Genomic DNA, 26,878 nt, shown 5'->3' with positions numbered 1-26,878 from the left:
TAATTGAAACAAATGCTTAGGTGGTCACGGTTGCAGGGTACATCTGCGATTTGACAACCAAAGTATGTGCCGGACAGGCCACTAGAACGCTTCAGGTGCCTTGCCTCCGAGAAGGTAAAGTGACGGTGAGGTCGAAGTCATTCGCCGTCCTACCTCCATCGCAACTCACCATCGTATCCGCAGCTCACCCTTGAGCCGCTTCGGAGCTCGATGACGTCAGTAACGAAGTTTCCGTGGGTGTCTTCGTGGATCAACTCTGAAGGGTTACCGCTCCAAATGCGGAGACGATTGTCTTCACCGCACGTTGCCAATACTCCGTCATGGAGAAACCTAACCCGACGAACGGCCGCGTCATGCGCTTTGAAAGACACCAGTTCGCGTACATCGCTTAGGTCCATAGACAAAAAAGTGACCTGGCCGCTTGCGTCGCCGATGGCTAGGTGGGCCGGGCCACCCGTTAAGTCCGGTTGGAACGCATCTATCGTTCTTAGTGCGCAGCTTGTGGGAAATGTGGCGATGCACTGGCCTGATCCCAGGTTCCAAATTCGCACGCTGCCATCTTCCGATGCACTTGCAAGCAGATCTTGCCCAAGATTGACCAGTCCCCATACCCAGCCGTCGTGTCCCACCAGCGATCGAACTAACGTTCCATCCTCAGACCAGAGACGGATCGTGTGATCTGCACTCCCCGTCGCGATCATTCGTCCCGAAGTGAGCACGATTGAAAGAACCGCCGCCCTATGTGCCGTAACGGATCGAATGCAACGCTCCTCGGCGACATCCCAGTACCGCAGCGTGCGATCGCGGGAAATGGATGCGATCACACCGGGGCGCACCTCAATCAATCCAAGCACGGACTGGCTATGCCCGGTGAGTGAGCTGCTCAATGCCCCCTCTTCATGCCAAATACGGATGCTTCCATCTCGCCCGCCGCTGGCCACACGTCCGTCATCTAGTTCAATGAGCGTCCAGACGTAGCCTTGGTGATGCGAGACGCTAGTGTTGACGGGAGTCAACATCTCTGGCGCGCCGCGAAACAGGAGGTCGCTTCGCAGTACGTGTTTGACCCCACGAGTAACTTCTTCCCCCGCATGCCAAATGCTGTGATCAAAGACAATCAGACTGCCGGCGTGGGGACGAACGCGAGCGACAAGATTTGACTTGCCCTCTCCAGCTTGAGGGCCCGCCGCGTAAAACAGCGTGTCGCCACCTTCAAAATCGTCACCATCCGTCAGGTACACCATGAAGGTGAGCATGGAGCGGCAATCGGAGTCCCGGTGATGTACCCCATCCTGATGAATGTGGAATCGTTGCCCGGGCTGGTAGCGGCACAGACGAAATCTCTCGTTGATGCTCTCTAATTTCCAGTTCGGTATTAGGTCGCCTGGTAGTAGGCGCTCGATACCGCCCGGGAGCTCTTCACGCAGGCGACTCAGCAATTGCGCAGCTAGCTGTGCGTCAGCCAGAACCTGCCGGTCGTTATTTCTGTAAGAGGGGGGATAGTCCAGCTCAGCGCTGGAGAAACCGCGTCCTTCGGCAGCTTCGATTAAGGCGGTGCACTCGGCCCTGGAAAGGAAGCCTGGGATCAGTACGCAGGTTCCCAGCTCTCGTGGGAGAGGCTGCTCGATGATCCGGCACGGGCCGCTATTGGTTACGCCTGCTTCTTCCACTACCGACAGACTGCTGATCGCATCCATGGAATTCACCATTTATTGGTTGATCACCCAATTTATACGAAAACCTACCTGACCCAGCTCTAGTAATCAATCATTTTTTGGGTGTATAACCAATTTATAGAAAGGAGTCCTCGTGCCGCGCAAACCCAATACCGAGCTTCGTAGGCAGCAGATCGTTGATGGGCTACTCAAGACCGTAGCCGCGCAGGGCTATGGGGGAGCTACCATCCAGGCCATTGCGGCGGCTTCCGGACTGGCCCCGGGGCTCATTCATTACCATTTCCGCGACAAGCGCGAGATCCTGGTGGCGCTGGTTGATCAGCTGGCCCATTACGCATTGCGCCGCTTCGAATCCCGTGCCTCCTCGGCGAACACTGCGCAGGAGCGTCTGCGGGCCTATATCGATGCACGTCTTGCCTATGGGGAGGATGCCAACCCTGACGCGGTCGCGGCCTGGGTGATGATTGGTGCGGAGGCTGTGCGCGATCCCGACGTACGCGAGGTGTACCAGCAAGCGATAAGCCAGGAGATAGCGCTGATTCGAAAACTGCTCAGGGCATACCTGATCGAGAGCGGTAAACGGGTACGCAAGCTGGATGCCTTCGCTGCCGGGCTGCTGGCGTTTGTCGAAGGAGTGTTCGTCCTGGCGAGCAACGCACGCACCATTGTCCCAACGGGGTTCGCTGCAGACATGGCGACCGAATGGGTTCATCGGTACGTCGCTTCAGAGCCAGCGGCGAATGGCGTGCCGAAACAAGTAAAAACATTCCGCGCCCCCGCAAGGGCAAGGTGAGGTGGCGATGAGTGGCCTACTGAGTGTTCGGAATCAAGATGCAGGGATTTTCGTCGCCTCTGACATTAATCATTGGCGACGTGCATGGGCCGGGCTTGGTATTGAGTCCGCACCTGACCAAGTCTTCGATGAATTGCTGGCGCGCTATGAGGAAGCTCATCGTGCCTATCACACGCGTGAACATCTGGAAGAGTGCCTTGTACTGCTGGATGAGGTATGGAGCCAGTGTGACCATCCGGAAGAAGTGGCCATTGCTCTGTGGTTTCATGATGCGATTTACGAACCTCGGCGCTCCGACAACGAGGCCGCCAGCGCCAAATGGCTAGCCACAGTTGGCGATACGATGGGTGTGGAAGCACAGTCGATCGAGCGTATGCATGCGCTCGTCATGGCGACGCGGCACACCGCGTCAGTCGAACAGCCCGATGCGCAAATACTTGTAGATATCGACCTTTCGATTCTTGGTGCGTCACCTGAGCGTTTCGACGCTTACGAGGCACAAGTACGCCGCGAGTATCGTTGGGTTCCTGGCATGATTTACCGGGCTAAGCGTGCGGATGTCCTGAGGAGCTTTCTGGGGCGTTCCGCGATCTACACCACGCCTTTGTTCCGGGACCGATTTGAAGAGTGGGCGCGGGCGAATATCGCTCGCTCACTCGCCACACTGGAACGATGGTGGCCCTTGCCTGTGGAGCCTTAGTCTTCCGTTGCTGCATCGAGGATGCTTATGCATTTCAGCTCGAATATTCTCGATAGCGCTATGGTCAAGGAACATGTTTAGAGGCATGTAGACGCCAGAGGAGCGGAGGAGCGCATCTGTGTTCGTATTCCACAATTCCGGGCGGTCGTTGCCGTAGTACACCCGAGCTAAGCGTTGGATCCGCCAGCTGCAATAAGGCTTCCCTCGCGCAATAACGGGTCAGCTACAGATCGATCCGCCCCCATCCAGCCCCCAAGACCGCAATCGCAAGATTTTTTTGCAATGGGCCCACAAGTTCTTGACGCCTCTTGGCCGCCCATGTCAAATGGCCCCAGCCGTGCGCAATGCATGGCGGCAATCAGGGGAGATGATAGGGATGTTGCAACGGCCATTGGGACGGCTGGTCCGTCTGCGCGTATATGTGTACGACTTTTGTCGACGTACCAGAGAGTTCGTAGGATTTTGCGATCATCTATTTCGTCTTCGATCAATACGAAACGCATTGCAACCGTTGCGATATGTAGCGCTGGCCGTGTTGGGCCTGGGCTTGTTGCATGTCCCTCATGCTGCCAATGCGGAGGTGATGGTCTGCCAAAGCAGCGATACGGCCACGCTAGACCCGGCCTCCGGCGCATGGACCGTGACGCACACCTCCAGCTGTCATGTCGAGTTCGGCGATAACGGCGGTCCAAGGGAGCCTCAGGATGGCGGTCCATTGGGTGGCGGTGGCGGTGGCAACGTTGGAACGGTTCCCAACCAGGGCGACAAGCCCAACAACAAGCGCGATTCCAACCAGAAGACAGGCTGCGATCGCGCAGGCGGCGTCCAGCAGGCTGGCAACCCGGTCGTGTTCTCCACTGGCAACAAGATCGAGCCCGAGGTGGATTTCACCAGTGGTGGCGAGATGGGCCTCCGGCTCACCCGCACCTACAACTTCTATTGGGATGGCATCGGCATCTTCGGCCGCCGCTGGCTGAGCGACTACGACTACAAACTGCTGTTCACCACGGACGATCCCACGTCCGCGTGCTATCCCCGACCGGGCAACGGCACTTGCGATCCCACTGGCCAGACGATCTGGGCGCAGCGCCCCGACGGCCGCAAGATCAAGTTCAACTACGCAACGTCGCCCGCGCCCGGCTGGTACGAGGATAAGCCTTCGCCTATCGCCAAGATCTTGAAGATCGGCGGTAGCTACCAGCTCTATAGCGAAGACCACACGGTCGAGCTCTACGATGCGTCCGGCTTCCCCGTCACTATCAAGAACCAGCAGGGGATCGGCTGGAATTTCACCTACGATGGCAATCACTACCTGACCCGCGTGACCCATGATTCTGGACGCCACGTGGACTTCACTTGGAGCAATGGCCTGCTCGCGCAGGTCACGGATCCCGCCGGTAACGTCTACCAATACACCTACAAGACCATTGCGCTGACCTCGTCGAATACGATGCAGATGCGCTCGACGGCAGCCACGGCGCTCAGGCCCATGCTGATGATGCAGCCGGAGCTGGACGATCCACCGCCGACGCCATCAGCGCCTCCCATCCAGACCATGGTCGCCCTGCTTACCGGTGCGACCCAGCCCGGTACGCCGTCGACGTCGCATACCTATGTCTACGAAGACAGTCGATTCCAAACAGCACTAACTGGCAAGCTGATCCAGGGCGTGCGCTATTCGTGGTTCACCTATGACGCCAACGCACGTGTTACCGAAACTAAGCACGCCTACGACACAGAGCGCTATCAGTTCGCTTATACGCTCGACGCCAATGGCAACGTTACCGCCACTACGGTCACCAATCCGTTGGGTAGGGCGACCACTTACTCGTTTGATGCCAACGGCAACCAGGTGTCGATTGATGGCCAGGCGTCGACTCATTGCCCTGCCAGCTTCGCCATGCGTCAGTACGACTCCAACGGCTACATGTCGGCGTCGACCGATTTCCGGGGCAATATCACGGCTTACGAGTCGGATGCCAAAGGCCAGTTGCTGAAGGCCACTGAGAATGCCGGGGCCGATCCCACTGTGCAGCGTGTCAGGACGTATGCCTGGGACGATTACAATCATCGGACCAGGGAAACGTTGGTCGGTCAGCGTGAGATCGCCTATGTCTATGGAGCGGATCAGCGGATTGCGTCCGCCACGGTGAAGAACCTGTCGTCTGTGGTCGCTGCCAGTTCGAACCAGACACGCACCACCACTTATACCTACACCACATGGCCCAGCGGCCTGATTGCCACGATGACGATCGACGGTCCGCTGGCGGGCTCGGGCGACGCCACGGTCCTGACGTATTCGCAAGCAGGTGATCTGCTGTCATCCAAAAATGGCCTCGGCCAGACCACGACATACGACAACTACAACAACCTCGGCTTGCCCGGGAGCATCACCGGTCCCAATGGCGAAAAGGAGGCCTACGTCTATGACGGGCACGGCCGCATCGTCGACCGGCAAACCTTCCGCAACGGCGGCACGCAGCACACGTATTACGAGTACGACGGCTTCGGGCGGCGCTCGCGCATCACAGCGCCAGATGGCATGACGCATTCTTACCAATACGACGCTGCTGGCCGCCTCATATCGGAGTACGAGCCAGAGCCAGGCGGCACGTTCGCACAGACGGTCTATACCTACAACGCCATGTCGCTGCCGACTTCGATCAAGAAGCAGCGCGTCTTCGTGGAGCCGCAGCGGGGGACGACGCCGTGAGTAACAAAGGAATGTTTCGCTTCATTTTTTTGTGGAGCCTACTTCTCGGTGTTGTGATAGCCAAGCCCGCCATCGCGTGTGACGTCATCATCGATAAGCCCACATCCGACCAGGTTTTTTTGGCTCCGGCCAGCATTACGGTCACTGGTCATTCCACGTGTGGTCCGCGTCCCGTGCCCTACGATATTTATCTGGATGGAGGGAAGATCGCTCAAATTAGCGGAGGGGGCACCAGTTTCACCTATACCTTCTCAAACAACGCCTGGGGTGGTCATAACGTCAAGGCCGGCATTGGCGCGGTGATCGGTCTCGACCGTCATTTCCTGGTAGTGCCACCTGGATCGGGTTCGATCTCGGCCTCGCCTCAGGTATGCAATATTCCAGCGGGTGGTAGTACGTGTACTTCCACTATCAGCTGGACATCCAACCGGTATGACTATGCGGGGCAAAGCGAAGTCGTCGTCACCGATCTAAACAATAACAATCCTCAAACGTTCTACGGTTGGAACGGTACGCAGTCGGGTTCGGCTGCCGCTTCATGGATTACTACGGCCGGATCCCGGTTTCACCTTAAGGATTTTGTTGACCAGCATGATCTTGCCACCGTTGATGTGCGTGGCAATCTGCCCCCGGATATCGCTCTAACAGCACCTGGAAGCGGCAGTACTTATTACACGCCTGCCAACATCGCACTTAGCGCAAACGCAAGCGATCCCGATGGTAGCGTCCAGCGAGTGGAATTCTGGGTGGATGGGAATAACGTGGGGACGGTCTACTCTGCGCCCTACCAAGTCACGTGGAACAACGCCGGTGCAGGTTCTCATTCTGTCCAGGCGATTGCCTATGACAACTTGGGCAACTCGCGTTGGAGCTCGACCTCAACCATTACGGGTATCGCCTCGGTTGTCACGGGTCATATCGACGGTGTAACGCCCGACGGTTGGATTACCGGGTGGGCTTGCTCAACCTCTTGGGCTGGATCGATCAATGTTGATCTGTATCTCGGCGGTCCTTACGGCACTGGTACGGGCATTGGCCGCTATCTTGCCAATCAATCCAGCGAGCCAGCGGTTGCCAGCGCTTGTAATGTAGGCAGCGGTAGCTACCGCTTCAGTATTTCGCTCTCGGAAGCGCAGCGCCTCCAATACGCTGGCAAGACGATCTACCTCCATGGGATATCGCCTGTGGGGGCGAGCAACAATTTGTTGGGCGCCTCGGGCAATTTCGTGGTTCCGACGCCAGTGCCCAATGCTCAGTTCGTCGGCCAGTCGGTGAATGCAGCTATGCAGACGAATGCATCGCAGACGGTGACGCTCCAGTTTAAGAACACCGGCACGCGTACCTGGACTCGCGCGGCTAACTTCAAGTTGGGGCCGCAGAATCCGCCAGATAACTCGACTTGGGGTGTTTGGCTAATCGACCTTCCTGCAGATGTTGCTCCCGGCCAGACGGCGACGATCAGCTTCGCGATCCGAGCTCCTGGTACGCCGGGTACCTACAACTTCCAATGGCAGATGCAGCAGCAGAGCGTGGTCTGGTTCGGCGATCTCAGTAGCAATGTGGCTATCACGGTTAGTGCGCCATCGCCCGTAGTATCTACCTACAGCAGCGTCGACTATGACGAACTGGGGCGGGTGATCGCGCGCAGGGATAGCGCCGGCAATGTAAAGGTCAGCTATGCCTACGATGCCGACAACAACGTCGTACAGATTACCGATGCGCTTAATCGCCCCACGACCGTGGAGTACGACGCGTTCAATCGCCCCATCAAGTCGACCGATCCGGCCGGTGGCATCACCCAATACGCGTACGACACCGCCGACAACCTCGTCCAAGTGATCGACCCGCGCGGCAAGACGACCACGTATACCTACGACGGCTTCGCGCAGCTATGGATGCAGGTCAGTCCGGATACGGGCGCGACGGCCTATACCTACGACGCCACTGGACTGCGCACCGGCATGACGCGCAATGACGGCAGCTCGCTGACATATGGCTACGACGGCATCGGTCGCCTTACTAGTGCTGGCAGTGGCCAGGAAGTGCGCAGCTATACGTACGACTCGTGCGCTAACGGCAAGGGACGCCTGTGTGGTTTCAGTTCGGCGATCGGGGTGTCCACCAATACCTGGACCCATTTCACCTATACCGTCGATGGACTGCTGGCGACGCGCGACGATGCCATGCAAGGCACCGAGAACTGGACGGGCTACAACTACGACGACTCCGGTCGTCTGACCGGCATTAGCTATCCCAGCGGCGTCAGTGTGGGATACGGCTACGCTTACGGTAAATTGAGCACCGCGACACTCACGGCCAATGGTGCCACCAGCAATCTCGCCACCGGATTGAGCTATCAGCCGATGGGGGCGGTTACAGGCTGGACGGTAGGCAATGGCCTCGCACGCAGCTACGGCTACGACGGTGACGGCCGCCTTACCGGCATCAGCACCGGCAACTCCAGCGGCCTGGTGCAAAGCCTGACCTACGGCTTCAACCTGGCCGACGAGATCACGGCTGTCACTAACGGCTTCAATACCGGGCTTAGTCAGAAGTATGCCTACGACGCACTCTCGCGCCTGACCAAGCAGGAGTATGGCTCGGGCGGACAGCAGCTCCGTGAGTACGATGCGGCGGACAATCTGACTCATAACAACGGTCCGTGGGACGAATACCTCGCCGTAGACGCAAACAGCAATCGAGTCGCCAATATGGGCGACCACACCTACAGCTACGATGCGCGAGGCAACCGTTCCAAGTATCAGTTCCGTGGTTCCACCGCGATCTATGTCTACGACGCCTTCAATCGGTTGAATCAATACAGCCGGGACATCGATGCAAGTTTCAGTGAGCCCAATGGACCAAATGGCGAAGCGATTTATCACCCGGCCGGCACATGGTCTTACCTCTATGACGCGCAGGATCAGCGTGCAGGCAAGAGCGGCCCCGAGGGGCAGACCCGTTATATCTACGGCACCCAGAGCCAATTGCTGGCCGAGTACGGTCCAGGTGGCTGGAAGAGCTATCTATGGCTGGGAGGAGAGTTGGTTGGTGTCTACAGCAGCGCTGGCTTGGGTTACGTGCACACCGACCACCTAGGCCGGCCGGAAGTGGTGACCAATGGGGGGCAGCAGCAAGTATGGCGAGCTGCCAACTACGGTTTCGGTCGGACCGTTGTACAAGACGCCATCGGTGGCCTGAACCTTGGATTCCCGGGGCAATATCTGGACACTGAGTCTGGAGTTTGGCAAAACGGGTTCCGTGACTATGACAGCCGGTTGGGGCGGTATCTGCAAAGTGATCCAATCGGATTGATGGGGGGCATTAATACGTATACCTATGTCAATGGGAATCCAATATCTCTCGTAGACCTCTACGGTTTGGCCGGACAATATACGTTTGGTGTCAGCTTAACCGTGGTAACCCCATGGGTTGGTTTCTCCGCAAATATAGGCGCTGGCATTAGCTTCGATGGCTGGAATTCTCGTGGATACAATCAGGCTCAGCTAAACGTCTCCAATCCAGACAGTTCACATGGATTCTTCGTCGGCGTTGGGCCAAGCGCGGGGGTATCTAAAGGGCCTACTCCAACCACGGGAGTTGGAAGCTCCCCGTACATTGAGGGGGATGCAGCTGCAATTTTTGGTCTCGGCGTGTCAGCCACGAAAGACGATTGCGGCAATATCTCGTGGGGTCTCAATCGAGGCATTAAGGCATCTCCTGGCGCGGGTGCAGGCGGCTTCTCAGGAACCTCTTATGGCGCAACTCTTGTTGGGCCGACCCTGGGCACCGTGCTTGGTCACTAGAGGCATTTACACGCTTATATGAAAATCAATCATCCAATCTTCTTCGAAACGGCGGCTCTTAGCCTTCTGCCCACAGTCATCGCACTGCTTTCCTCGTCAGGAAACGGGGGGGCGCACATTGACATTTTGGGGGCTAATTTCAAATCTTTGCCGCTTATTGAGGCTGCGATATTTTTTGGTCTTCTTGGGCTGTTCAGCCGATTCCACAGTCGAGTTCGTCTGCCGGCGTTAATTGCTTGGGCTGCACTATGTTGCGCGCTGTCGATGGTGACAGTTGTTGCGGTCAGCTGGCTGGTCAAGGACGACATGGTTGTTGGTTACCTAGAGGCGGGGTTAATCTTGCTGAATGCATTGGCGGCCGTTCTGGCTTGGCTGGCAATACGATTTATCGCCAGCTATTGCACGCGCAATAAGCTACGTCGATGACAGGGGTGGTATATCTTTGGACGGCCGGACCTAATGGCTCGGTGCTTATCGTTAAGGTTTGCAATGAAAAGTGATCTGCTGCCTTATTTGCCTTTAATTGCCGGCGCTTTGCTGTGGTTAGTGGGGGGCAATCTTGTGCTGCGACGGATTATGGCGCGAGAGGGATTGCGCTGGCCCGCTTACCCGTCACTGAAAAGTTTCAAAATCGGAGAGATAGTGGCGTTGACGTTTTTTTTCCTTGCAGCACTGGCAGGTTTTGCTTGCACGGCTGCCCTTTCGGACTACTAGTCAAGGTCAAGGATGTGCCCACTGTCTATGTAAGTGCCTGCACGGAATGCAGGGCGTGTTGTATCAGCCGACGAGGCGGTACCGAGGTCGTCGAGGGCCTTGCTCGTGTCATCGACAGAACAACCCATTTCCCATCGAGATTGACCCAGCGGCACCTAGGCTCTTCCCGCTGTGGTTGTAAGTGTGCCGTCCCATCCCGGCAAGTTCACAGAGTCAGCGCCACGGATCGGTTGGGGCGACGTTGCGCTGATAAGTCGGCGAACTAGTACGGGAAGCAGGCCCTGCCCACAGGTGGGCATGACGCCAATATATGTGTAGGTCTGATAACCATAGTCTGTGCCACAGCGGCGCGTTATGTACCTACTTTGCTTGTCGTCCAAGAGCAAAGTTTGTGCACTGATCAATAGATCAAAGACTTAACTGAAAGGTTTCGACGACGAGAGGCGCACTTTGACAAGCGGGCGACGGTAGTGTCACGACGTCGACGGTTCCCCATCCGGAGCGGATGCCTTCGGCCCGCGGAAGATTACGACTCCGAAACGGTCGCCAGCGTCGTTTATGGTGAGCCCGAATTGCTCCGCCAGGGCTTTGCGCTCGGCACGGGCCTCTTCCTCACGACCTCCCGCGGTGGCGTTGATGTGCTGCAAGGCTAGCTCGAACTTTAACCTTCTGGCTTCTGCGGAGGTAGCCTCCGCCTTGTACCGCTCGCGCAGGTGATTGAGGTGCGGCGGCATCCGCATTTCCAGTCGACCTGAGACCCATCGGCTGAGGTCCGATTCCGACCCATGGCAGACATTGGTCAGTCGTCATCGAAGCTACTGGAGGACGGCATTGCCCCTGCCCAAGTCCGCACTATTTGAGCTAGCGCCGGCATGGCCTGGTCCGATGGACTGGGCGAATACGCGCTTGCGTGGGGCGAGGTTGTGACAGCCTGTCGGCCTTAGCGGGCATCCAAGGTAGGCTTTCTTCAGGTTCCTCAGCTTACCGCCTCTCTGCGCCAGCTTCTAAGCGCGCGTACGGCCGAGCCGCCGAGGAGGGGGGGGGGTTGACACTGTTAATATGTGAGTTAACATCGACTCAATTTCAGGGCGCACGCCAAAGGGGAAGCCATGCATCGACAACGCATGAATCCAGGAGTGTTTTCCGTTGAAGACGAAGGAATGCTATTCCGGCAGTAAAAAGGCGATCGAGTTGCTGGAAATGAATGATGGCAGCTGTGAAGCCCAGGTCTTTCTCGACAGCCTAGACAAGAGTGACAGGCGAAAGATCGACGTTCTTTTCGAAATGATGGGCGAACAGGGAAAGATCTCGAACAAGGAAAAGTTTAAGAAACTTGAAGGGACGGACGGAATCTTCGAGTTCAAGTCCTTCCAGATTCGATTGTTGTGCTTCCTTCACCATAGCCGCGTGATCATTTGCCGCGGTGTCAGAAAGAAGAAAGAGAAACATGATCGGGGAGACATCTCTTACGCGGAAACGTGTAGGAGGAATTTTCTTGGAGAAAACAAATGACCTGTAAGAATCACAACTGGGTCAACAGGCAACAGGCCTCCGACGAGGATCGTCGGGAATACGAACGCGAGCGGCTGATTCTTTGGACGACTGAGTTGTTGGCTGAGCTCATGGAGCAGACTGGGACCAGCAAAGCCGATTTGGCGAGAAAGCTTGGTGTCAGTAGAGCTCACATTACGCAGATGCTTTCGGGGGCTCGCAACGTGACCCTGAATACTCTGGCCGATGCCTCCTGGGCGCTCGGTAGGCGAGCTGTTGTTAAGTTGGAACCCCTGCGATCCAATGAGTTTATTTCTTCGCCCGTGCACGCCGTTACTCACGGCGCGCCGCGGGTGGTCGAGTTTGCTAAGAAGGGTTGCGCCCCCGTCGGCGACGTCAAAATTGAGGCAAAAGATGCATTCTTTGCGGGGTTGTATGCGGGGGTTGCGTGACGACTAATCTCGAATTGGCGCGCGAGGTTGGCGCGCATGTTGTTCTGCGCTCTATCACGCTCAGGAACGCGCACATCGATTCGAACCTGAATCCGTTGCATGTGCCTTCTGATGTGGCGATGACTCAGGGATATCGTAGTTCGTTCTCTCAGCACGAAGAGGATGGGCGCAAGCAGCTTATTGTTCTGACGGATTTTAAGTTTTCTGCAAAAGTTGGGGCCGGCGACAACTCTGATGCCGAAGGCGTCGAGCAATCTGACGAAGACCTTGTCGCTTTGGAGGCCACCTTTCAGCTTATTTATTCCCTTCCCTTGGAGCTGACGGTGGACGAGGAGTGCTACAAGCACTTCGCGGAGATTAATGGGCCTTACAACGCCTGGCCGTACTGGCGAGAGCTTGTGCAATCGGTTACGGGGCGAGTCGGTCTGGCTGGAATCACGATCCCGGTGTTTAGGCCCCCAAAGATCGAAATTCAGAAGCAGGAGAAAAAGATCGCCAAGGAGAAGAAGACCAAGGCGACCAAGTAGGCGCGAATCATGCCCCATGTCGGTGATCGCGATTCAGACGGTTTGTAAGGTTCCCTTCCGACCCGAAGCGGCAATGACCGCCCTCGACACATAACGGACATTACGAGAACGGGGCGTTCTACGCAGCTCCCTTATGGGTCGGCCCCCCATCTTGGCGTTCAAGCTAAGCCCGTTCTTTGGTGGGCGTTTACGGCCCTTAGGTGGCGCTCGCCCTTCCTGTCCCAGAGGTGGCTGCGTCGACTGACACCATTGTTTGTACATCCCCTCTGACACCAATGTTTGTACAACGCGTACATACATTGGTGTCATGCCCACACGCACCTGGGTGCAGCGCCCATGACTTCCGGCGCATGGACTAGTGTTAACTAAGCACTATGATTCACTCACGGGTAAGTAGCCGTGAGGGTATGTCGATGGATGACAGCGCTGGTTTGCTGAAGAAATTCCAGAAGGAGCTCTCGGCGGGCACGGTGTCGCTTGTGTTGCTGGCCGTGCTCGGGCAGTCGCGGCAGCCGATGTATGGCTATCAGATCGCCAAGCGCCTGGAAGAGGTAGGCGAGGGCGTGCTGGCGGGCAAGCAGAGCGCGCTGTATCCGGTGCTGCGCAATCTCGAGGCCTACGGTCTGCTTGGCAGCGAAGTGGAGCCCTCGGTCAGCGGGCCGCCGCGGCGTTATTACCGCATTACGAAGTTGGGTCGTGAAGTGTTGCGCGAGTGGGTGGCGGCCTGGAGTGCGACCCGCGATTCCGTCGATGCCGTTTTGCAAGGAGGGGTGATATGAACACGCCGCGTACCATTGCGGAGTATCTGGAGCAGCTGCGCGCCGCCCTTCGCGGTGCGGACCCTGCATTGATCCAGGATGCGTTGTACGACGCGGAGGAACACCTGCGCGCCGAACTGGCCGAGCAGCCCGGCCGCAGCGAAGCGGACATGCTGGCCCATGTGGTCGGCACGTATGGCGCACCGGAGGAAGTGGCGGAGATCTATCGCGATCAGGAGATCAAGATCCAGCGCGCGCTGCGTCCGCCGCCGACGCCGAAGCGGCATTCGCTGGCGGGGCGTTTCTTCGGCGTGGCAGCCGATCCCCGCACCTGGGGGGCGATGTTCTATATGTTGCTGGCCCTCGCGACGGGTATTTTCTATTTCGTGTGGGCGGTGACGGGTGTATCGCTGTCGGCGGGGTTTTCCGTGCTGATCATCGGCATTCCTTTTATCGTGTTGTTCCTGGGTACCGTGCGTGCGCTGTCACTGATTGAGGGGCGCATCGTGGAGGCCATGCTGGGCGTACGCATGCCGCGTCGGCCGCCGTATCCGGAGCAGTCCGCACAGTCGTTGATGAAGCGGATCGGGACGATGTTTTCCGACGCGCGCACCTGGACCACGTTGTTCTACATGATTCTGATGTTGCCGCTGGGTATCGTCTACTTCACCCTCACGGTGACCTTGATGTCGGTATCGATCGCTTTCATCGGCGCGCCGGTGGCTTATCTTTTCGACGACATCAACGATCACATCACCATCAACTGGGGTGTCGGCGCGCATGTGCCTGGCTGGGGCGATGCGTTCCTGTTGTGCATCATAGGCATCGTGTTGCTTTTCGTTACCTTGCATCTGGTGCGTGCACTGGGCCATATGCAAGGGCAGATCGCCAAGCATTTGCTGGTGTCGCGTACTGCCGCTTGATCGCAGGTTCTATCGACCCGTTGCCGGAGGTGCTTCATGCGTCGTTCGCGTATGTATCTGGTCGTTGCGTTGAGTCTGTGTATGCCCGCCGGCCTGCTGGGTGCGGTGGAGGCGCCTGCCTTCGATCCGGCGCAGGCGCGGCGCTGGTTCGATGAGGCGCATCAGCAATGCGCGGCCGACCACGGTGTACTCTGGGGCAAGAGCCTGTGTGGACCAATGATGTTCGTCGAACCGTCGACTCGACGGTTGATGACCAATCAGGCTGACGCGCAGGGCCTGCTGAAACCTGAGCATGGCGTGTTTACGGGGCGGCTGCCTGATGACGTGCCTTTCGCCAACTCCTCGGTGACCTGGGCCGGCGTGCATTGGGTGCAGTTGAACTGGCCGGCGCCGGACGATGGAGGGCAGCGGCGCGCCGTGATGGCGCACGAATCCTTCCATCGCATACAGGACGATCTGGGACTGGCACCGGCGCCTGAGGGCAGCAACGCGCATCTCGATACCATGCAGGGCCGCTATCTGATGCAGCTGGAATGGCGTGCCTTGTCGGCGGCGCTGGCCGCGACGGATGACAAGCTGCGCCGACAGCATGCGGAAGATGCCTTGGTGTTTCGTGCGGTGCGTTATCAGCATTTTGCCGGGGCTGCGCAGAGTGAACGCGCGCTGGAGCGCAACGAAGGCCTGGCCGAATACACCGGCATAGCGGTAGGCGCGACGACGCCGGCGGAACGCTTGTCGCTGACGCAGAACGATCTGGTTTCGCATGTATCAGCACCGAGCTTTGTACGCTCTTTTGCGTATGCCACCGGTCCCGCGTACGGCCTGCTGCTGGATCGCTATGCACCCGCCTGGCGGAAGGCGATACGGGCGCATGAAGTCGGGCTTTCCGAACTGCTTGTCGGTGCGCTTGGCTTCAAGGCTGGTGCGGTGACGGATGCACAGGCGGAGCAGCGTGCTGCTGCATATGACGGTGCCGCGCTGCTCGCGGCGGAACAGTCGCGCGAACAGCAACATCAGCAGCAGGTGGCGAAATACAAGGCCGCGCTTGTCGATGGCGCGCTGCTGGTGTTGCCGCTGAATAAGCCCCAGGTGATGTTCAATCCGAGCACACTGGTGCCGCTCGGCGATGCCGGTACGGTCTATCCCACCATGCGGGTGTTGTCGGACTGGGGCTCGATCGAAGTGCGCGAGGGCGCCTTGCTGTCGGCTGACTGGAAACACCTGACCGTTGCGGCACCCGGCAAGAACGCGGCGAAACAGGGCACGATCGAAGGCGCCGGCTGGACGCTGCATCTGGCGGAGGGCTGGCAACTGGATCAAGGGGCGCGGCCCGGCGATATGACGTTGAACCTTATCCACCAAGGGGCGCATTGAGCGCCCATCGACGAGAGGCATGACGATGCTGGGGGCATTGGAATTTTTGATCGGCCAGTGGCAAGGCGAGGAACAGATCGCGACCACGCGCTGGGGGCCGGGCGGTCCTGCAATGGCAACGGTCGATGCGCGCCTGGAGCTGGGCGGCAAGGCGATCGTGCTCGATTACCGCGAGACCCGCGATGGCGAGCCGGCGCTGCAGGCGCACGCCGTCATGGTGGCGGGGCCGGAGCACGATCAGTTTGGTCTGTACTGGTTCGATAGCTTCGGTTTCATACCGGCCAACGCGGCGCCTGGGCATTGGGACGGGCAGCGCCTGGTATTTCTGCGCAGCTCGCCGCGCGGGCAGACACGGCATATCTACGTACCGGAAGGCGACGGCCTATACCGCCTGACGCTGGAGAGTTCGTTCGATGCCGGTGTGCATTGGGAGCCGGTGCTGACCGGGAGCTATCGCCGCGTGGCGTGATGTGGCGAACGGCAGTTGTCCGGTTTTGCGTTGTCTGCTGTGATGCGTGCCTTTCCCATCCCCGGAAATCATACGCATGGATCGCTTGGTTTTCTTTCGCCCGGTTGTTCGTTCTTCTGCTTTGCTGGTTGTGCTGATGGTCGGCGTATTTCCTTTGGCTGCGCGCGCCGGCGTTTGCGAAGCGCCGTGGATGCACGACGGCGGCGAAATCCGCCTGGCGGTACAGGGTGCGGCGGGCATCCACGCTACGATCAACGTCGCGCAAGTGAAGAAGGATGGCGCCGGCAGCTGTCATGCCGAAGTCACCACGCTGGCGTCGGCCAGCCGCATCGGCGTATCCAACGAAACCCGTACGGCTTATCGGGTCGAGGTAAAGGCGGACCGCGCCAAGGTGATCAAGCATGAGGCTGACGGCCAGCTTGCGGCGCGTGCGGGCAACGCCAGTGCGGCGGGTTCCATCAGTGCGAAAGGGTTGGAGACGCTCTCCTACACCGGCTTGATCACCGGTGAAGGCCAGCGCCTGCCAGGCGAGACCTACGAGCTGAGCATGGATGCGCAGATGGCCGCGAGCGGCATGCCGGCGGGACAGATAAAGATGCCGTCGGCCAAGGTGACGTCGAGCGAGAAACTGGTTGGCGAACGCACTGCACTGGAGACGCGCATCGGCCGGCTCATGTGCTGGCCGGTACGCTACGAGCGCATCACGCGCGCTGGCTCCATCACCGTGGCTGGCCACACCATGCTGCCGCCTGCGAACACCGCGAAGATGACCGACTGGTATTGCCCGGATGTGGCGCTGGTGATGAAGCAGGAGTCGGTGCAGGGCGGGCAGACGGGTGTGGTTGAAGTGGTGTCGGTGAAGTAACCGGCGCCGCTCAATTTCCGTAGGAGCCCACCCCCGGATCAAGTCCGGGGCAGGCGCTGTGGGCGACACCGCCCGGTAAGACCGCGCTCTGGCTCCGACATCGGCCCTGCTGGCGCAGGGCCATCGCCCACAGGGTGGGCTCCTACACCAGTTGTAGATCCTTTGGACGCGCGCCGGGGAATACATTTTGCAGCTGGCCGGTGGAAAGGCCCCAGGTGCGGTTGAACAGGCCACCCAGCAGGTCGCGGTAGTTGTTGAGCACGGGATAGTCGCGGTTCTGCAGCAGGCTTTGCGCATTCACCGCTACCTGCGAGCCGGCGATGCGTCCACCGTTGATGCGTCCGCCCATCACCCAGTACACCGTGCCATGGCCATGGTCGGTGCCTTTGTTGCCGTTCTCGCGGAAGGTGCGGCCGAATTCGGAGACCACCACTACGATGGTGTTGTTCCATTCGTCGCCGAGCGCGTCGGCATAAGCGGCCAGACCCTGGCCGAGGTTGGTGAGGTTGTTTGCCAATGGGCCGGTGGTGCTGCCCTGGTTTACATGCGTATCCCAGCCGCCGACATCGACAAAGCCGAGCCGGTACTGTTGGCGCATCAGCGTGGCAATGCGCTGGGTTTCCTCGGCGAAGTTCTTGGCTGAGGCCGCGCCGCGATTGGCTTTCATCATCTCGTCCTGCAGGTCCTTTGACACCTTCTGGCGCAGCTCCAATCCATCGGCCGCGGCGGCAGCGAGCGAAGTGCCCTTGTACATGTCGGAGAGGATGGCCGACTGCCGGTCATCGAACGTCGGCTTGGCGACGCCGCGCAACGAGATATTGGGAATGTCCTTCTTGCCGCCCTGGAAACTCAGCGGCAGCGCGTCGGTGAAGGCGATCGAAGGCACATCCGTGAGCGCACCGGACAGGCGCGCCATGAAGCCGGAGCGGTAATCGCTGCGCTGCTGGGTCGGTTCGCCGGACTCGATGTTGTCCTGCGTTTCGAAATGGCTGCGCGACATGTCGTCGGTACCGGCGAATGGCACAAAGGCCACCTGCTTGCGCTGCCACAGCGGATAGATGGTGTCGCGCAGCACCGGGTTCAGGCCCCACTGGCTGTCCAGCGCGATGGCGCTGTTCGCGTTGTTCGCGTCGGGGCGTGCGATGGCCAGCGTGGGGCGCGATTCGTAATAGAAGTCGCTGCCGTAGGGCACCAGCAGGTTGTTGCAATCGTAGCCGCCGCGCAGGAACACCAGCAGGAAGCGCGGCGCACTGGCCGGTGCCGCGAACAAACGGCCAGAGAAAGAGAGAGAGGGAGCGGCGACGGCGGCGGTTGCCGCGGCGAGCAGGAATTGTCGGCGGTTCATGGGTGCCACCTCAGCGGTAATTGAAGTCGGGCGAAGAGAGCAGGAAGGTGTTCCATTCCTGTTGCGAGGCGGCCTTGGCCAGCGCATCGCGCGTCGCGGAAGAAAGGTGCGGATCGATCGCGTCGTAATACAGCCGCGAGGTCAGCATCGGGAAACCGGGTGCGGTGGCGTTGCTGCCTTCCGGCACAAACAACCGGTTGTTGCCGGTGCCGATGGCGCGCGCAATCTCGAAACGTTTGGCCATCTGTCCGGAGCTTGCCCAGCCGCTGGCGTCAAGCGGCCAGCCGTCCGGCGTCAGGCGGCCGTAGATCGGCTCGCCGAGCTGATTGAGCCAGTTGAGCATCGGGCGCGCGTTGACCACCGGTTTGCCGTCATAGGCGAGACGCACCGACGACACCACGAACTGCGTCGGGTCCTTGAACTTCTTGCCCTGGCTGGCAGTGAGTTCCTTTGACTCGAGCATGGTGCGCAACACTTTGGCGATATCGCCGTCGGTGCGCTGGAACGTCTTGGCCATGCGTGCCACTAGCGCCGGCGGCGGATCGTCGGCGACAAAGTAGCGGGCCAGTTTGGTCGAGATGAACTGTGCGCAGGCCGGCTGGCGGGTGATCAGGTCGACGGCTCTTTCCACTTCGTCGAAGCCGCTGCCCTTGATGTGCTGGCCGAGCAGTACCTTGTCGCTGAAATCATGGCGGGCCGGGTTGAATTCGAACAAACCGTTGCGGACGTAGAGCGATGCGAATTTGGGGTTGAGCTTCTGCGGCTTGTCCTGCTTCGGCGCGATGCCGACGCCGGTAAGGACCAGCGCGAGCTGCTGCACGTCCTGCTGTGTGTAGCCCGAGCCCACGCCGAGCGTATGCAGCTCCATCAGTTCGCGTGCGTAGTTCTCGTTGACGTGGCCTTTGGCGTTCTGCGCGTTGTCGAGGAATTCGAGCATGGCCGGGCTTTCCAGCGTGGCCATCACCAGATCCTTGAACTTGCCCAGTGCATGCGGCCGGATGCTGCCTTCCGAGTACTCGCCGATCACCCAGCGCACGCGCCCCTTGGCGCCGTACACACTGAAGTGGTTGAGCCAGAACCACACCATCTGTTCCTTCAGCTGGTTGGAGCCGTACACCGCGCGCAGCAGCTCGGTCTGTTGCGCCTGTTGCAGCAAGTCGTTGGCATGTTGCTGCTGCGCCTTCCTGGCGGCGACCTTGTCATCGCCGTCGGGCATGTCCTTGATGCGCTGCTGTTCTTGCTGCAGCGACTCCAGCAGCTGATCGGGCGGCGTGCGTACTACTTCATAGCTGCTGATCAGTTCGGCGATCTCCGGCGGCATGCGGTCGTCGGCCTTGTTGTCGAGCTGCTCATCCAGATAGCGCGAGCGGCCGAGTTCGCGATAGCGGGCCACGCTGGCGCTGTCGAGATCGAAGCCATCGCGGCGTAGCCATGCGATGTCCTCGGCACTCAACGCATCGGCGTTGCGGCTCATCGCGGCGGCGGGGCCGAGCAGCAGCATCAGGGTGAGCAGAGGGAGCAGGCGGCGGGTGGCCTGGCGTAGCGGGTGACGGTCGGCGGGTGACATGCGTCTTGGCTTCCTGGCTAAGGACGATGGAGGTTGCTTGGCATTTCAACGCAGGACGATGTCATGGGAGGACATGGGTGGGGTGTGGAGTGGGGCGCATTCGGGGGGGATTCATTCGGGGGGAAGGGTTTGCTAAGGGTTCGTATGAATTTGCGTTGGATTGTTTTGAGGGGTGTGGTGGTGAGCTTTGCTCGCTCATTACATATCGCCTACTGTGTCATTCCGGCGAAGGCCTGAGGCGCTTTACAACAGCGAAGCTGGTCATCCAGAGTGGTGTGCTTCGGTCGTCGCGTCTGCGTGCTCTGGCCGCTTATGCAGCGGGCATTTCGGACGCCTGCCGGCGCCCGAGTTACTTTCTCTTTGCTGGCCCAAAGAGAAAGTAACCAAAGAGAAATGGCCTGAGAGCGGGCGGTGGGCTCTGTAGCTACGCTCTTTCCAGTGTCAGGCGTCGGGATAGTTTTGCCCTGGTGCGTGTCCCGTCCCAGGGAGGAGGATGTGAGGGGCTTAGAACTCTTCGACGAACTCCAGCACGACATCCAGCAGGCGCGCTTCGCATTCGGCTACGTCTCGTACGGCATCGGCGTGTCGGGTGTCGGGGGCGCGGACTTCGATGTAGACCAGTTCGCCGCCTTCGTCGTCGACGAGTTCGCTGGAGCTGGAGTCGTCGCGCATGTTGTCCATGAGGTCGTCGACCTCTTCCACGTGTTCGATGCCGTCGATGCCGTGGAGGGCGTTGATGAGGGTGTTGGCGTGGTCGCGGCTGCCGATCATGCGGATGCGGATCATGGGCATGGCGGACTCCTGGACGGTACGGCTCCACGCGTTATGGTGAGCCCGTGCATGTAAGCGCAAGGTCAAGGGGATGCCGCGTCTCGGCTACCATGCGCCGTCTGCCGGAGAATCATGATGAGTAAAGCCTACGACCGCGCCTATTTCGACAAGTGGTATCGCGATCCGAGTCACGCGGTGGGTTCGCCGGCGGAGTTGCGGCGCAAGGTCGCGATGGTGGTGGCGCAGGCGGAGTACTACCTGGCGCGGCCGATCCGCAATGTGCTGGACGTGGGCTGCGGCGAGGCGACCTGGCGTGCGCCGCTGCGCGCGTTGCGGCCGGATATTCATTACCGCGGCCTGGACGCGAGCGAGTATGTGGTGGCGCGCTACGGGCGCAGCCGCAATATCGGGCTGGCGCGTTTCGGGCAGCTGGCGGAGCTGCGTTTCGATCAGCGCTTCGACCTGATCGTCTGCACCGATGTGCTGCACTATCTCAAGCCGGCGGAAATCCGCGCGGGGCTTGTGGGTATCGGCGAGATGCTGGAAGGCATCGCCTTCCTCGAAGTGTTCACCAGCAAGGACGACGTGGCCGGCGACCACGACGGTTTCAACTCACGGGCGCCCGGCTGGTATCTGCGGGAGTTCAGCCAGGTGGGGCTGCTGTCCTGCGGCTCGCACTGTTATCTGGGGCCGCGGCTGGAGCGGCATATCGCGGCGCTGGAGCGGGCGCAGTTGAGCTGAGCCGTAGTGACGGTAGTGGAAGGCCTGCATGCGGGTGCGGATGTCCTTGGGTGCGAAGGGCAGCTCGCAATCCGCACGCGCGCTGCCGTGCGCGGCGATCAGGATGAAGCAGCCGAGCAGGTAGCTCGTCGATAGCTTTTTCATGGACGGCATGGTCGCGATGATCGAGGGCGGCCACCATCCGTTTCTTGCTAAGGCATCGCAGCCGGTCGGTTCGATGACCGGCTGCGATAGATCAAGCGCGTATCAAGGCAGGTTGTCGAGATTCACATCCGGCTTGATGCCGGTCGGTGTACGCGTAAATGTCTGGCCGGAGGATACCGACGGGGTGAAGAACCCATCGTTGCGCAGATAGAACTGGTTGCCGATCACGCCGCCGGCGAAGTCCAGGCGCTGCTTGTTGAGGCCGGTGGGATCGGCATCGTAATAGGCGGACGTGATTTCCACCCAGTCGCCGCCCGCGGGTTTAGCCCACTGGTTGCCGAAGGCGGCACGGCGGCCGATGTAACCGAGATCCGGATCGAAGGATTCGAGGAAGGAATACATCCCGCGCAGGTAATGCGTGTCGCCCACGTACTTCCAGGTGGCGATCAGATGCCAGTCGCAATTGCCCTGGCTGTTCTGCGCATTGCAATTGCCCTGCGCGCCAGCGCTGGCGAACCACGCGGTAAACAAGGTGTTGCCGTTGCCATCGGGCTGCGCGCGGGTGAGGAAGCGATAGGTCTGGCCGGCGACCCATGCATAGCGCAGGTGGCTCTGGCCGCCGGTGCCTTCACCGCCGAAGCCGTTGGTGATTACGCCTGGGCCCTTGTTCACCAGCGTGGTGTTGCCCGTCGGCGAGTCCCACACGGAGAACAGGATGCGGCGCTCGGTTGGCGAGTTCACTTGCATGCCGAAGTAGCCGACGTTGAAGCCATCGGCCATGTAGTAAGAGCCGACCGGGTCCTGACCTTCCGGCACGGTGACTTCGCTATAGAAGTACTCCGTGTTCGTGGGCACCTTGTAGCCGAGATGCACCGAGGGCCCGCGCCGCGACCAATAGAAATTGGCCGGATCGTTCGCATACACCGTGCCGGCCGCCGTGGCGCTGCCCGAAATCTGCAGGTCGGTGATGTCGCCGTAGTAACCGCCGTCGGTGCTGACACCTTGCAGATCCACTTTGACGTAGCCCGGCTTGTCGATGGTGAAGCTGCCAGCCGGGAAAGGCGAGGGTGCGGTGCTGGAGAGATTGACCAGATGCGACTGCCCGCCGATCGAGACTTTCACCGTGCTGTGGCTGGCGCCAGTCAGACTGCCCGCCAGCGAGAGCTGCAACTCGCCAGCTTGCTGCACATCGAAGTAAACGCTGACGACGGCTTTGCTGGAATCCCAGTTATGCAAGCCGGTGTCAGTGATGGTTTCGTTCTTGGTGGGCGAGGTATTGGTGATGAAGGCATTGCCCCCCAAAGGCACCGACGCGTCCTGCGCCGCCGCCGCCCCGCACGAAAGCGTCAACAAAAGCCCGAAGAACTGACATGCAAGATGTCGCATAACTCCTCCCAAGGTTGATGGACCGTAGTGCATCGAAAGCCCGAAGCAGCGCTGCAGAGAGACAGCCCGGCGCGGGCGGAAAGCAGGCGAGCCGGCATCACAGGCTGAAAGCATGTGATAACAAACGAAGAGTAACGAAAGAAATAAGAAGTTCATACACTTTCATTCGATACTTTCGCTGCGCGAAAAAAGCGAAGGCAAAGCCAGAGCGAGGGCGAAGCCCAATGCTCTGTCGGCTCTTGATCTTCGGGTCCCCTGTGAAGCGGTGAGGGTTGGACGATCAGGCCCCGAAGGGGGCATCGGCATGGATGCCGATGCCTTTTCGACAGGACACGGATGTCCTGTCGAAAAGCCCGGCCAACCCTCACGGACTCGGAGGGCGAAGCCCGGAGAGCGCGCAAGAGGGGTGCCTTTTCTTTTGGTTACTTTTCTTTGGGCAAGCAAAGAAAAGTGACTCGGACCGCGGCAGCGGTTCGAAAGCCCGCCGCAGGCGAGCACGGTGGCGACAACGCGAACATCGTGGCGCTTCACTACTGGATCCCTGCCTGCGCAGGGATGACGAAGTAGGAGGGGGTATCGCAAGTCCGCCTTCTAGGGGCAGGACGGCGGGGATGTTCTTCGTTCACCCTGCCTATGCAGGGACGACGAACAAGGGAGCTATGCGACGTACGCAAAAAACGCTCAGACGAGCGTGACCTCCACCCCAGCCCCCCGCAACGACTCCACCATCTTCGCCTCAGCACTGCTATCAGTAATGACGCGATGCAAATGCTGCACCGGAGTAATGACAGACAAACTCCGCTGCCCAAGCTTGCTCGCATCGAACACCGCGATAGTCTCGCGCGACACGCGGATCATCAGCGCATTGAGCGACGCTTCGAGCGGATCGGGAGTCGTCACGCCAACCACCGGATCGAGTCCGTCCACGCCGAGGAAAAGCTTGTCCGCGGAAAGCTTGGACAAAGCCTGTTCCGCATCGGGGCCCACCAGCGAATACGAAGTGTCGCGCAACAGCCCGCCAAGCATCATCACGCGGATATGCGGCAACCCGGACAACTCAAGCGCGATATTCAACGCGTTGGTAATCACCGTAAGCGACTCGAACTTCATCTGGCGGATCTGCCGCGCGATCTCCACCGTGGTGGAGCCGGAGTCGAGGATGATGGTTTCGCCGTCGTTGATCAGCCGCGCCGCAGCCTGGCCGACGCGCAGCTTCTGCGCGTGATAGCGCGTCTCCTTGATGTTCAGCGGCGTGTCGTGCGTGCTCGGCGCGGGAGCGGGCAGGGCGCCGCCGTGCGAACGTGCGATGGCCGAGCTGCGTGCGAGTGCTTCCAGGTCATTGCGGATGGTGACGGCGGAAGTGCGAAAGCGGCTGGCCAGTTCATCCACCGTCGCGCGGCCCTGGTCTTCGACGTACTCGACGATCAGGCGCCGGCGCTCCTCCACCAGCAGGCGGCGCGAAGGGGCGGATGCTTGGTCTTCACTCATGCAGGGAGGCTCGGCAGGCGCAAAAGTCGGGCGGCGTTGTCATGGTATACCTTGCGCAGGATAGCGTCAGGCAGGTCCAGCCCATAGATCGACCAGCGCCCTTGCGGCGGCGTTTCGGCCGGCGCGTAGTCGAAGTATTCGTCGTCGGTTTCCAGGAAGCGGTAGTAGATCTCGTACAGCGCGTCGCCGAACAGTTGCTGCGGCACGTCGTCGCCGTAGGGCGAAGGCACCGCGTCGGTGCCGAACAGGATGCGGTCCTGGTAGCGCTCGAAGAACCGCCGCGCGGTGCGCGGCTGACGGCCGAGCTCGCCGATGCGGGCGCTGATATCCACCACGGTGTTGGGGTAGCGGTCCAGGCAGGCCGATACCGCTTCCAGATTCTCCGCACCATTGCCCACGTGCATCAGGGCGAAGGTGGTGCGCGGATGGCGCGCGATCATGCGGTCGCGCGCGGCGAGGATTTCAGCGTTGCTGGGAAATTCGGGGCCGTAGAACGACCAGTCCGGATGACGGCTGAGTTCTTCGTAGCGTTCGTTGCCGGGGTCGGTAGGCAAGAAGAACGCTTCCGGATCGGACACGTGCAGGAACACCGGCATGCCGTAGGCCGCGCAGGCCTCCCACATCGGATCGAAGCGGTGATCGTCCACCGCCACCAGCGGGCCGCTGTCGATCTGCTCGCGCAGATACAGGCCAAGCGTCTTCAGCAACTTCAGTCCGCGCGCGCCGATGCGGTGCGCGTGCGTGATGGCATCGCCCTGCAGTTGCGCGTAATCCGGCCGGTCGAACAGCTCGAACGAAGGTTCGGTAAGGGTAAGGAAGCGTCCAGGGGCGGCTTGGTCGAACAGGCGGATGCTTTGCTCCAGTCCCTTGCCGGTGCCGCCGGTGAGATTGACCAGGGTGCGGATGCCCTTGCGATCCATCACCGGCAACAGATCGTCGGGTTGCGCGAATACGGTGATTTCCTCACCCATCGACACACCGTTGCGCACGTTGGCGGTCCAGGTGAGGTGCGTGTGCATGTCGATCACCGGGAAGCGCGGGCGCTCCACCCGTGTCTGCTTCACATGCAACATGCTGCGCGGCTTGAAGTCGCACAGACGCAGCGCGTTCTTGCTGGTGTCCGGCGCCGTCTTGAGCTGATTTTTGCTGCCTTCGACGCGCACGGTGCCGGCGCCGGTGGGTGGTGCGCAGCAGAAGCAGGAGGGGGCTTGGCTCATCTTGATCTCGGCTCTTCTTCCTCTCCCTTTCGGTTGCCCGGAGGGGAGATGAAGCGGGGCATCAACGCGGGTGCTTGGCCATGATCTTGTGCACTTCCTTGACCAGCGCGACGGCCTGATCCAGCGGGCGCAGCCACATGTTGCGGCCGAACATCACGCCCTGTGCGCCGGAGTCCATATAGAACTCGACCTTGCGCAGCACGGCCGCGTCGTCGTCGTTCTTCTCGCCGCCGGAGAACAGCACCATGGTGCGGCCGGCCGAGCGCACCACGCGCTGGCTGCGCGCGCTGGCGTCTTCATCCAGCTTGTCGTACGGGGCGGGTGCGTTGGTGCGGTTGTCGTTGGGCTCATGCAGCTTGACGATGTCGGCGCCCAGTTCCACCGCGACGCGCGCGGCATAGTCCTGCGCGAACAGGCTGTTCTTGCCGCCCTTGGCTTCGATCGCCTCGCCGCGCGGATACGACCACACCACCAGCGGCATGCCGTAGCGCTCGCAGTCCTGGCGCACCTTTTCAAACTGGCGGAACTCGTCGTGCTGGCGCGGCGAACCCACATACATGGTGTAGCCGACGGCGTCGGCACCCAGGCGCACGGCGTCTTCCACCGAAGCGAACAGCGGCGACGTGGCATGTGCATCGCTGGGAATGTTGGTCTTGCCGTTGAGCTTGAGGATCAGCGGAATGCGGCCGGCGTAATCGGCCATGTACTTCTCGGCCAGACCCACGCCCAGCGCGATCGCGGAGAAGTTGCCTTCCACCGCCAGCCGGAACTGGTACTCCGGATCGATCGCCGGCGGGTTGGGGAAGAAATCGGTGGGGCCGTGTTCCAGGCCCTGGTCCAGCGGCAGCACCAGCAGACTGCCGTTGCGCGGGCCGTGCCCGTAAAGAAGGCGCCACAGACGTGCGCGCTTGCCGTGCGAAAGCGACAATTTCGAAAACTTTTCGGAAGCTTTCGAAAG

The 26,878-nt window shown here is 60.1% G+C and carries 24 protein-coding genes; 15 read left to right on the top strand and 9 right to left on the bottom strand.

Annotated elements, in window-relative coordinates; genetic code table 11:
- Nucleotides 1–149: 149 nt before the first annotated feature.
- Entirely contained in the window at nucleotides 150–1,697 is a 1,548-nt protein-coding gene (locus ISS97_RS11420; RefSeq protein ID WP_379986564.1) for a 2OG-Fe(II) oxygenase, read from the bottom strand.
- Between the two features lie 112 nt (nucleotides 1,698–1,809).
- Between ISS97_RS11420 and ISS97_RS11415 the strand changes: the two genes are divergently transcribed.
- The 6 genes from ISS97_RS11415 (at nucleotide 1,810) to ISS97_RS11390 (ending at nucleotide 10,402) form a co-directional block, all read left to right on the top strand.
- On the top strand, nucleotides 1,810–2,469 hold the full coding sequence (locus ISS97_RS11415; RefSeq protein ID WP_379986565.1) for a TetR/AcrR family transcriptional regulator: 660 nt from the start codon (nucleotides 1,810–1,812) through the stop codon (nucleotides 2,467–2,469).
- 7 nt (nucleotides 2,470–2,476) lie between these two features.
- Nucleotides 2,477–3,169 carry an HD domain-containing protein gene (locus ISS97_RS11410; RefSeq protein ID WP_379986566.1) on the top strand — a complete coding sequence of 231 codons (693 nt, stop codon included), beginning with the start codon at nucleotides 2,477–2,479 and terminating at the stop codon, nucleotides 3,167–3,169.
- Between the two features lie 502 nt (nucleotides 3,170–3,671).
- Nucleotides 3,672–5,882 (top strand): DUF6531 domain-containing protein, encoded by a 2,211-nt coding sequence (locus ISS97_RS11405; protein WP_379986567.1) that lies wholly within the window; start codon nucleotides 3,672–3,674, stop codon nucleotides 5,880–5,882.
- Nucleotides 5,879–9,688 (top strand): RHS repeat domain-containing protein, encoded by a 3,810-nt coding sequence (locus tag ISS97_RS11400; protein WP_379986568.1) that lies wholly within the window; start codon nucleotides 5,879–5,881, stop codon nucleotides 9,686–9,688. Before ISS97_RS11405 ends, ISS97_RS11400 begins: the two co-directional genes overlap by 4 nt.
- 18 nt (nucleotides 9,689–9,706) lie before the next feature.
- On the top strand, nucleotides 9,707–10,114 hold the full coding sequence (locus ISS97_RS11395) for a hypothetical protein (protein WP_379986569.1): 408 nt from the start codon (nucleotides 9,707–9,709) through the stop codon (nucleotides 10,112–10,114).
- A gap of 63 nt (nucleotides 10,115–10,177) precedes the next feature.
- A complete protein-coding gene (locus ISS97_RS11390; protein ID WP_379986570.1) occupies nucleotides 10,178–10,402 on the top strand; it encodes a hypothetical protein in 225 nt (74 codons plus the stop codon).
- Between the two features lie 473 nt (nucleotides 10,403–10,875).
- Here the strand turns inward: ISS97_RS11390 and ISS97_RS11385 are convergent, their stop codons facing one another.
- Entirely contained in the window at nucleotides 10,876–11,136 is a 261-nt protein-coding gene (locus ISS97_RS11385) for a hypothetical protein (protein ID WP_379986571.1), read from the bottom strand.
- 412 nt (nucleotides 11,137–11,548) lie between these two features.
- Here ISS97_RS11385 and ISS97_RS11380 point away from each other — a divergent pair, with 412 nt between their 5' ends.
- From ISS97_RS11380 to ISS97_RS11345, 8 genes are all read left to right on the top strand, one after another.
- Nucleotides 11,549–11,914, top strand: a complete 366-nt coding sequence (locus ISS97_RS11380; protein WP_379986572.1) for a type II toxin-antitoxin system RelE/ParE family toxin — start codon at nucleotides 11,549–11,551, stop codon at nucleotides 11,912–11,914.
- Entirely contained in the window at nucleotides 11,911–12,345 is a 435-nt protein-coding gene (locus tag ISS97_RS11375) for a helix-turn-helix transcriptional regulator (protein ID WP_379986573.1), read from the top strand. The genes ISS97_RS11380 and ISS97_RS11375 overlap by 4 nt, the downstream gene beginning before the upstream one ends.
- Complete coding sequence (locus tag ISS97_RS11370) at nucleotides 12,342–12,872, top strand: hypothetical protein (protein ID WP_379986574.1); 531 nt, start codon at nucleotides 12,342–12,344, stop codon at nucleotides 12,870–12,872. The genes ISS97_RS11375 and ISS97_RS11370 overlap by 4 nt, the downstream gene beginning before the upstream one ends.
- A gap of 413 nt (nucleotides 12,873–13,285) precedes the next feature.
- The gene (locus ISS97_RS11365) at nucleotides 13,286–13,651 is read left to right on the top strand and encodes a PadR family transcriptional regulator (RefSeq protein WP_379986575.1); all 366 of its coding nucleotides are present in this window, start codon (nucleotides 13,286–13,288) and stop codon (nucleotides 13,649–13,651) included.
- Complete coding sequence (locus ISS97_RS11360) at nucleotides 13,648–14,553, top strand: sensor domain-containing protein (RefSeq protein ID WP_379986576.1); 906 nt, start codon at nucleotides 13,648–13,650, stop codon at nucleotides 14,551–14,553. Before ISS97_RS11365 ends, ISS97_RS11360 begins: the two co-directional genes overlap by 4 nt.
- Nucleotides 14,554–14,589: 36 nt before the next feature.
- Nucleotides 14,590–15,927 carry a hypothetical protein gene (locus ISS97_RS11355; protein WP_379986577.1) on the top strand — a complete coding sequence of 446 codons (1,338 nt, stop codon included), beginning with the start codon at nucleotides 14,590–14,592 and terminating at the stop codon, nucleotides 15,925–15,927.
- Nucleotides 15,928–15,946: 19 nt separating this feature from the next.
- Nucleotides 15,947–16,396, top strand: coding sequence for a DUF1579 domain-containing protein (locus ISS97_RS11350; protein ID WP_379986578.1), 450 nt, complete (start codon nucleotides 15,947–15,949; stop codon nucleotides 16,394–16,396).
- Nucleotides 16,397–16,472: 76 nt separating this feature from the next.
- Nucleotides 16,473–17,261 carry a hypothetical protein gene (locus ISS97_RS11345; protein WP_379986579.1) on the top strand — a complete coding sequence of 263 codons (789 nt, stop codon included), beginning with the start codon at nucleotides 16,473–16,475 and terminating at the stop codon, nucleotides 17,259–17,261.
- Nucleotides 17,262–17,403: 142 nt separating this feature from the next.
- Here the strand turns inward: ISS97_RS11345 and ISS97_RS11340 are convergent, their stop codons facing one another.
- From ISS97_RS11340 to ISS97_RS11330, 3 genes are all read right to left on the bottom strand, one after another.
- Nucleotides 17,404–18,606 carry a DUF1501 domain-containing protein gene (locus ISS97_RS11340; RefSeq protein WP_379986580.1) on the bottom strand — a complete coding sequence of 401 codons (1,203 nt, stop codon included), beginning with the start codon at nucleotides 18,604–18,606 and terminating at the stop codon, nucleotides 17,404–17,406.
- A gap of 10 nt (nucleotides 18,607–18,616) precedes the next feature.
- On the bottom strand, nucleotides 18,617–20,173 hold the full coding sequence (locus ISS97_RS11335; protein ID WP_379986581.1) for a DUF1800 domain-containing protein: 1,557 nt from the start codon (nucleotides 20,171–20,173) through the stop codon (nucleotides 18,617–18,619).
- A gap of 504 nt (nucleotides 20,174–20,677) precedes the next feature.
- Entirely contained in the window at nucleotides 20,678–20,965 is a 288-nt protein-coding gene (locus ISS97_RS11330; protein ID WP_379986582.1) for a hypothetical protein, read from the bottom strand.
- A gap of 114 nt (nucleotides 20,966–21,079) precedes the next feature.
- Here ISS97_RS11330 and ISS97_RS11325 point away from each other — a divergent pair, with 114 nt between their 5' ends.
- The gene (locus ISS97_RS11325; RefSeq protein WP_379986583.1) at nucleotides 21,080–21,685 is read left to right on the top strand and encodes a class I SAM-dependent DNA methyltransferase; all 606 of its coding nucleotides are present in this window, start codon (nucleotides 21,080–21,082) and stop codon (nucleotides 21,683–21,685) included.
- A 246-nt stretch (nucleotides 21,686–21,931) separates the two neighbouring features.
- Here ISS97_RS11325 and ISS97_RS11320 read toward each other — a convergent pair whose 3' ends face one another.
- The 4 genes from ISS97_RS11320 to ISS97_RS11305 form a co-directional block, all read right to left on the bottom strand.
- On the bottom strand, nucleotides 21,932–23,137 hold the full coding sequence (locus ISS97_RS11320; RefSeq protein WP_379986584.1) for a DUF3472 domain-containing protein: 1,206 nt from the start codon (nucleotides 23,135–23,137) through the stop codon (nucleotides 21,932–21,934).
- A 759-nt stretch (nucleotides 23,138–23,896) separates the two neighbouring features.
- Nucleotides 23,897–24,703, bottom strand: coding sequence for a DeoR/GlpR family DNA-binding transcription regulator (locus tag ISS97_RS11315; RefSeq protein ID WP_379986585.1), 807 nt, complete (start codon nucleotides 24,701–24,703; stop codon nucleotides 23,897–23,899).
- Complete coding sequence (locus tag ISS97_RS11310) at nucleotides 24,700–25,920, bottom strand: amidohydrolase family protein (protein WP_379986586.1); 1,221 nt, start codon at nucleotides 25,918–25,920, stop codon at nucleotides 24,700–24,702. The genes ISS97_RS11315 and ISS97_RS11310 overlap by 4 nt, the downstream gene beginning before the upstream one ends.
- A gap of 61 nt (nucleotides 25,921–25,981) precedes the next feature.
- Entirely contained in the window at nucleotides 25,982–26,848 is an 867-nt protein-coding gene (locus ISS97_RS11305; RefSeq protein WP_379986587.1) for a class I fructose-bisphosphate aldolase, read from the bottom strand.
- Nucleotides 26,849–26,878: the final 30 nt, after the last annotated feature.

The organism is Dyella koreensis (assembly GCF_044904565.1).
Lineage (GTDB): Bacteria > Pseudomonadota > Gammaproteobacteria > Xanthomonadales > Rhodanobacteraceae > Dyella_D > Dyella_D koreensis.
This window is presented reverse-complemented; position numbering and strand designations above follow the sequence as displayed.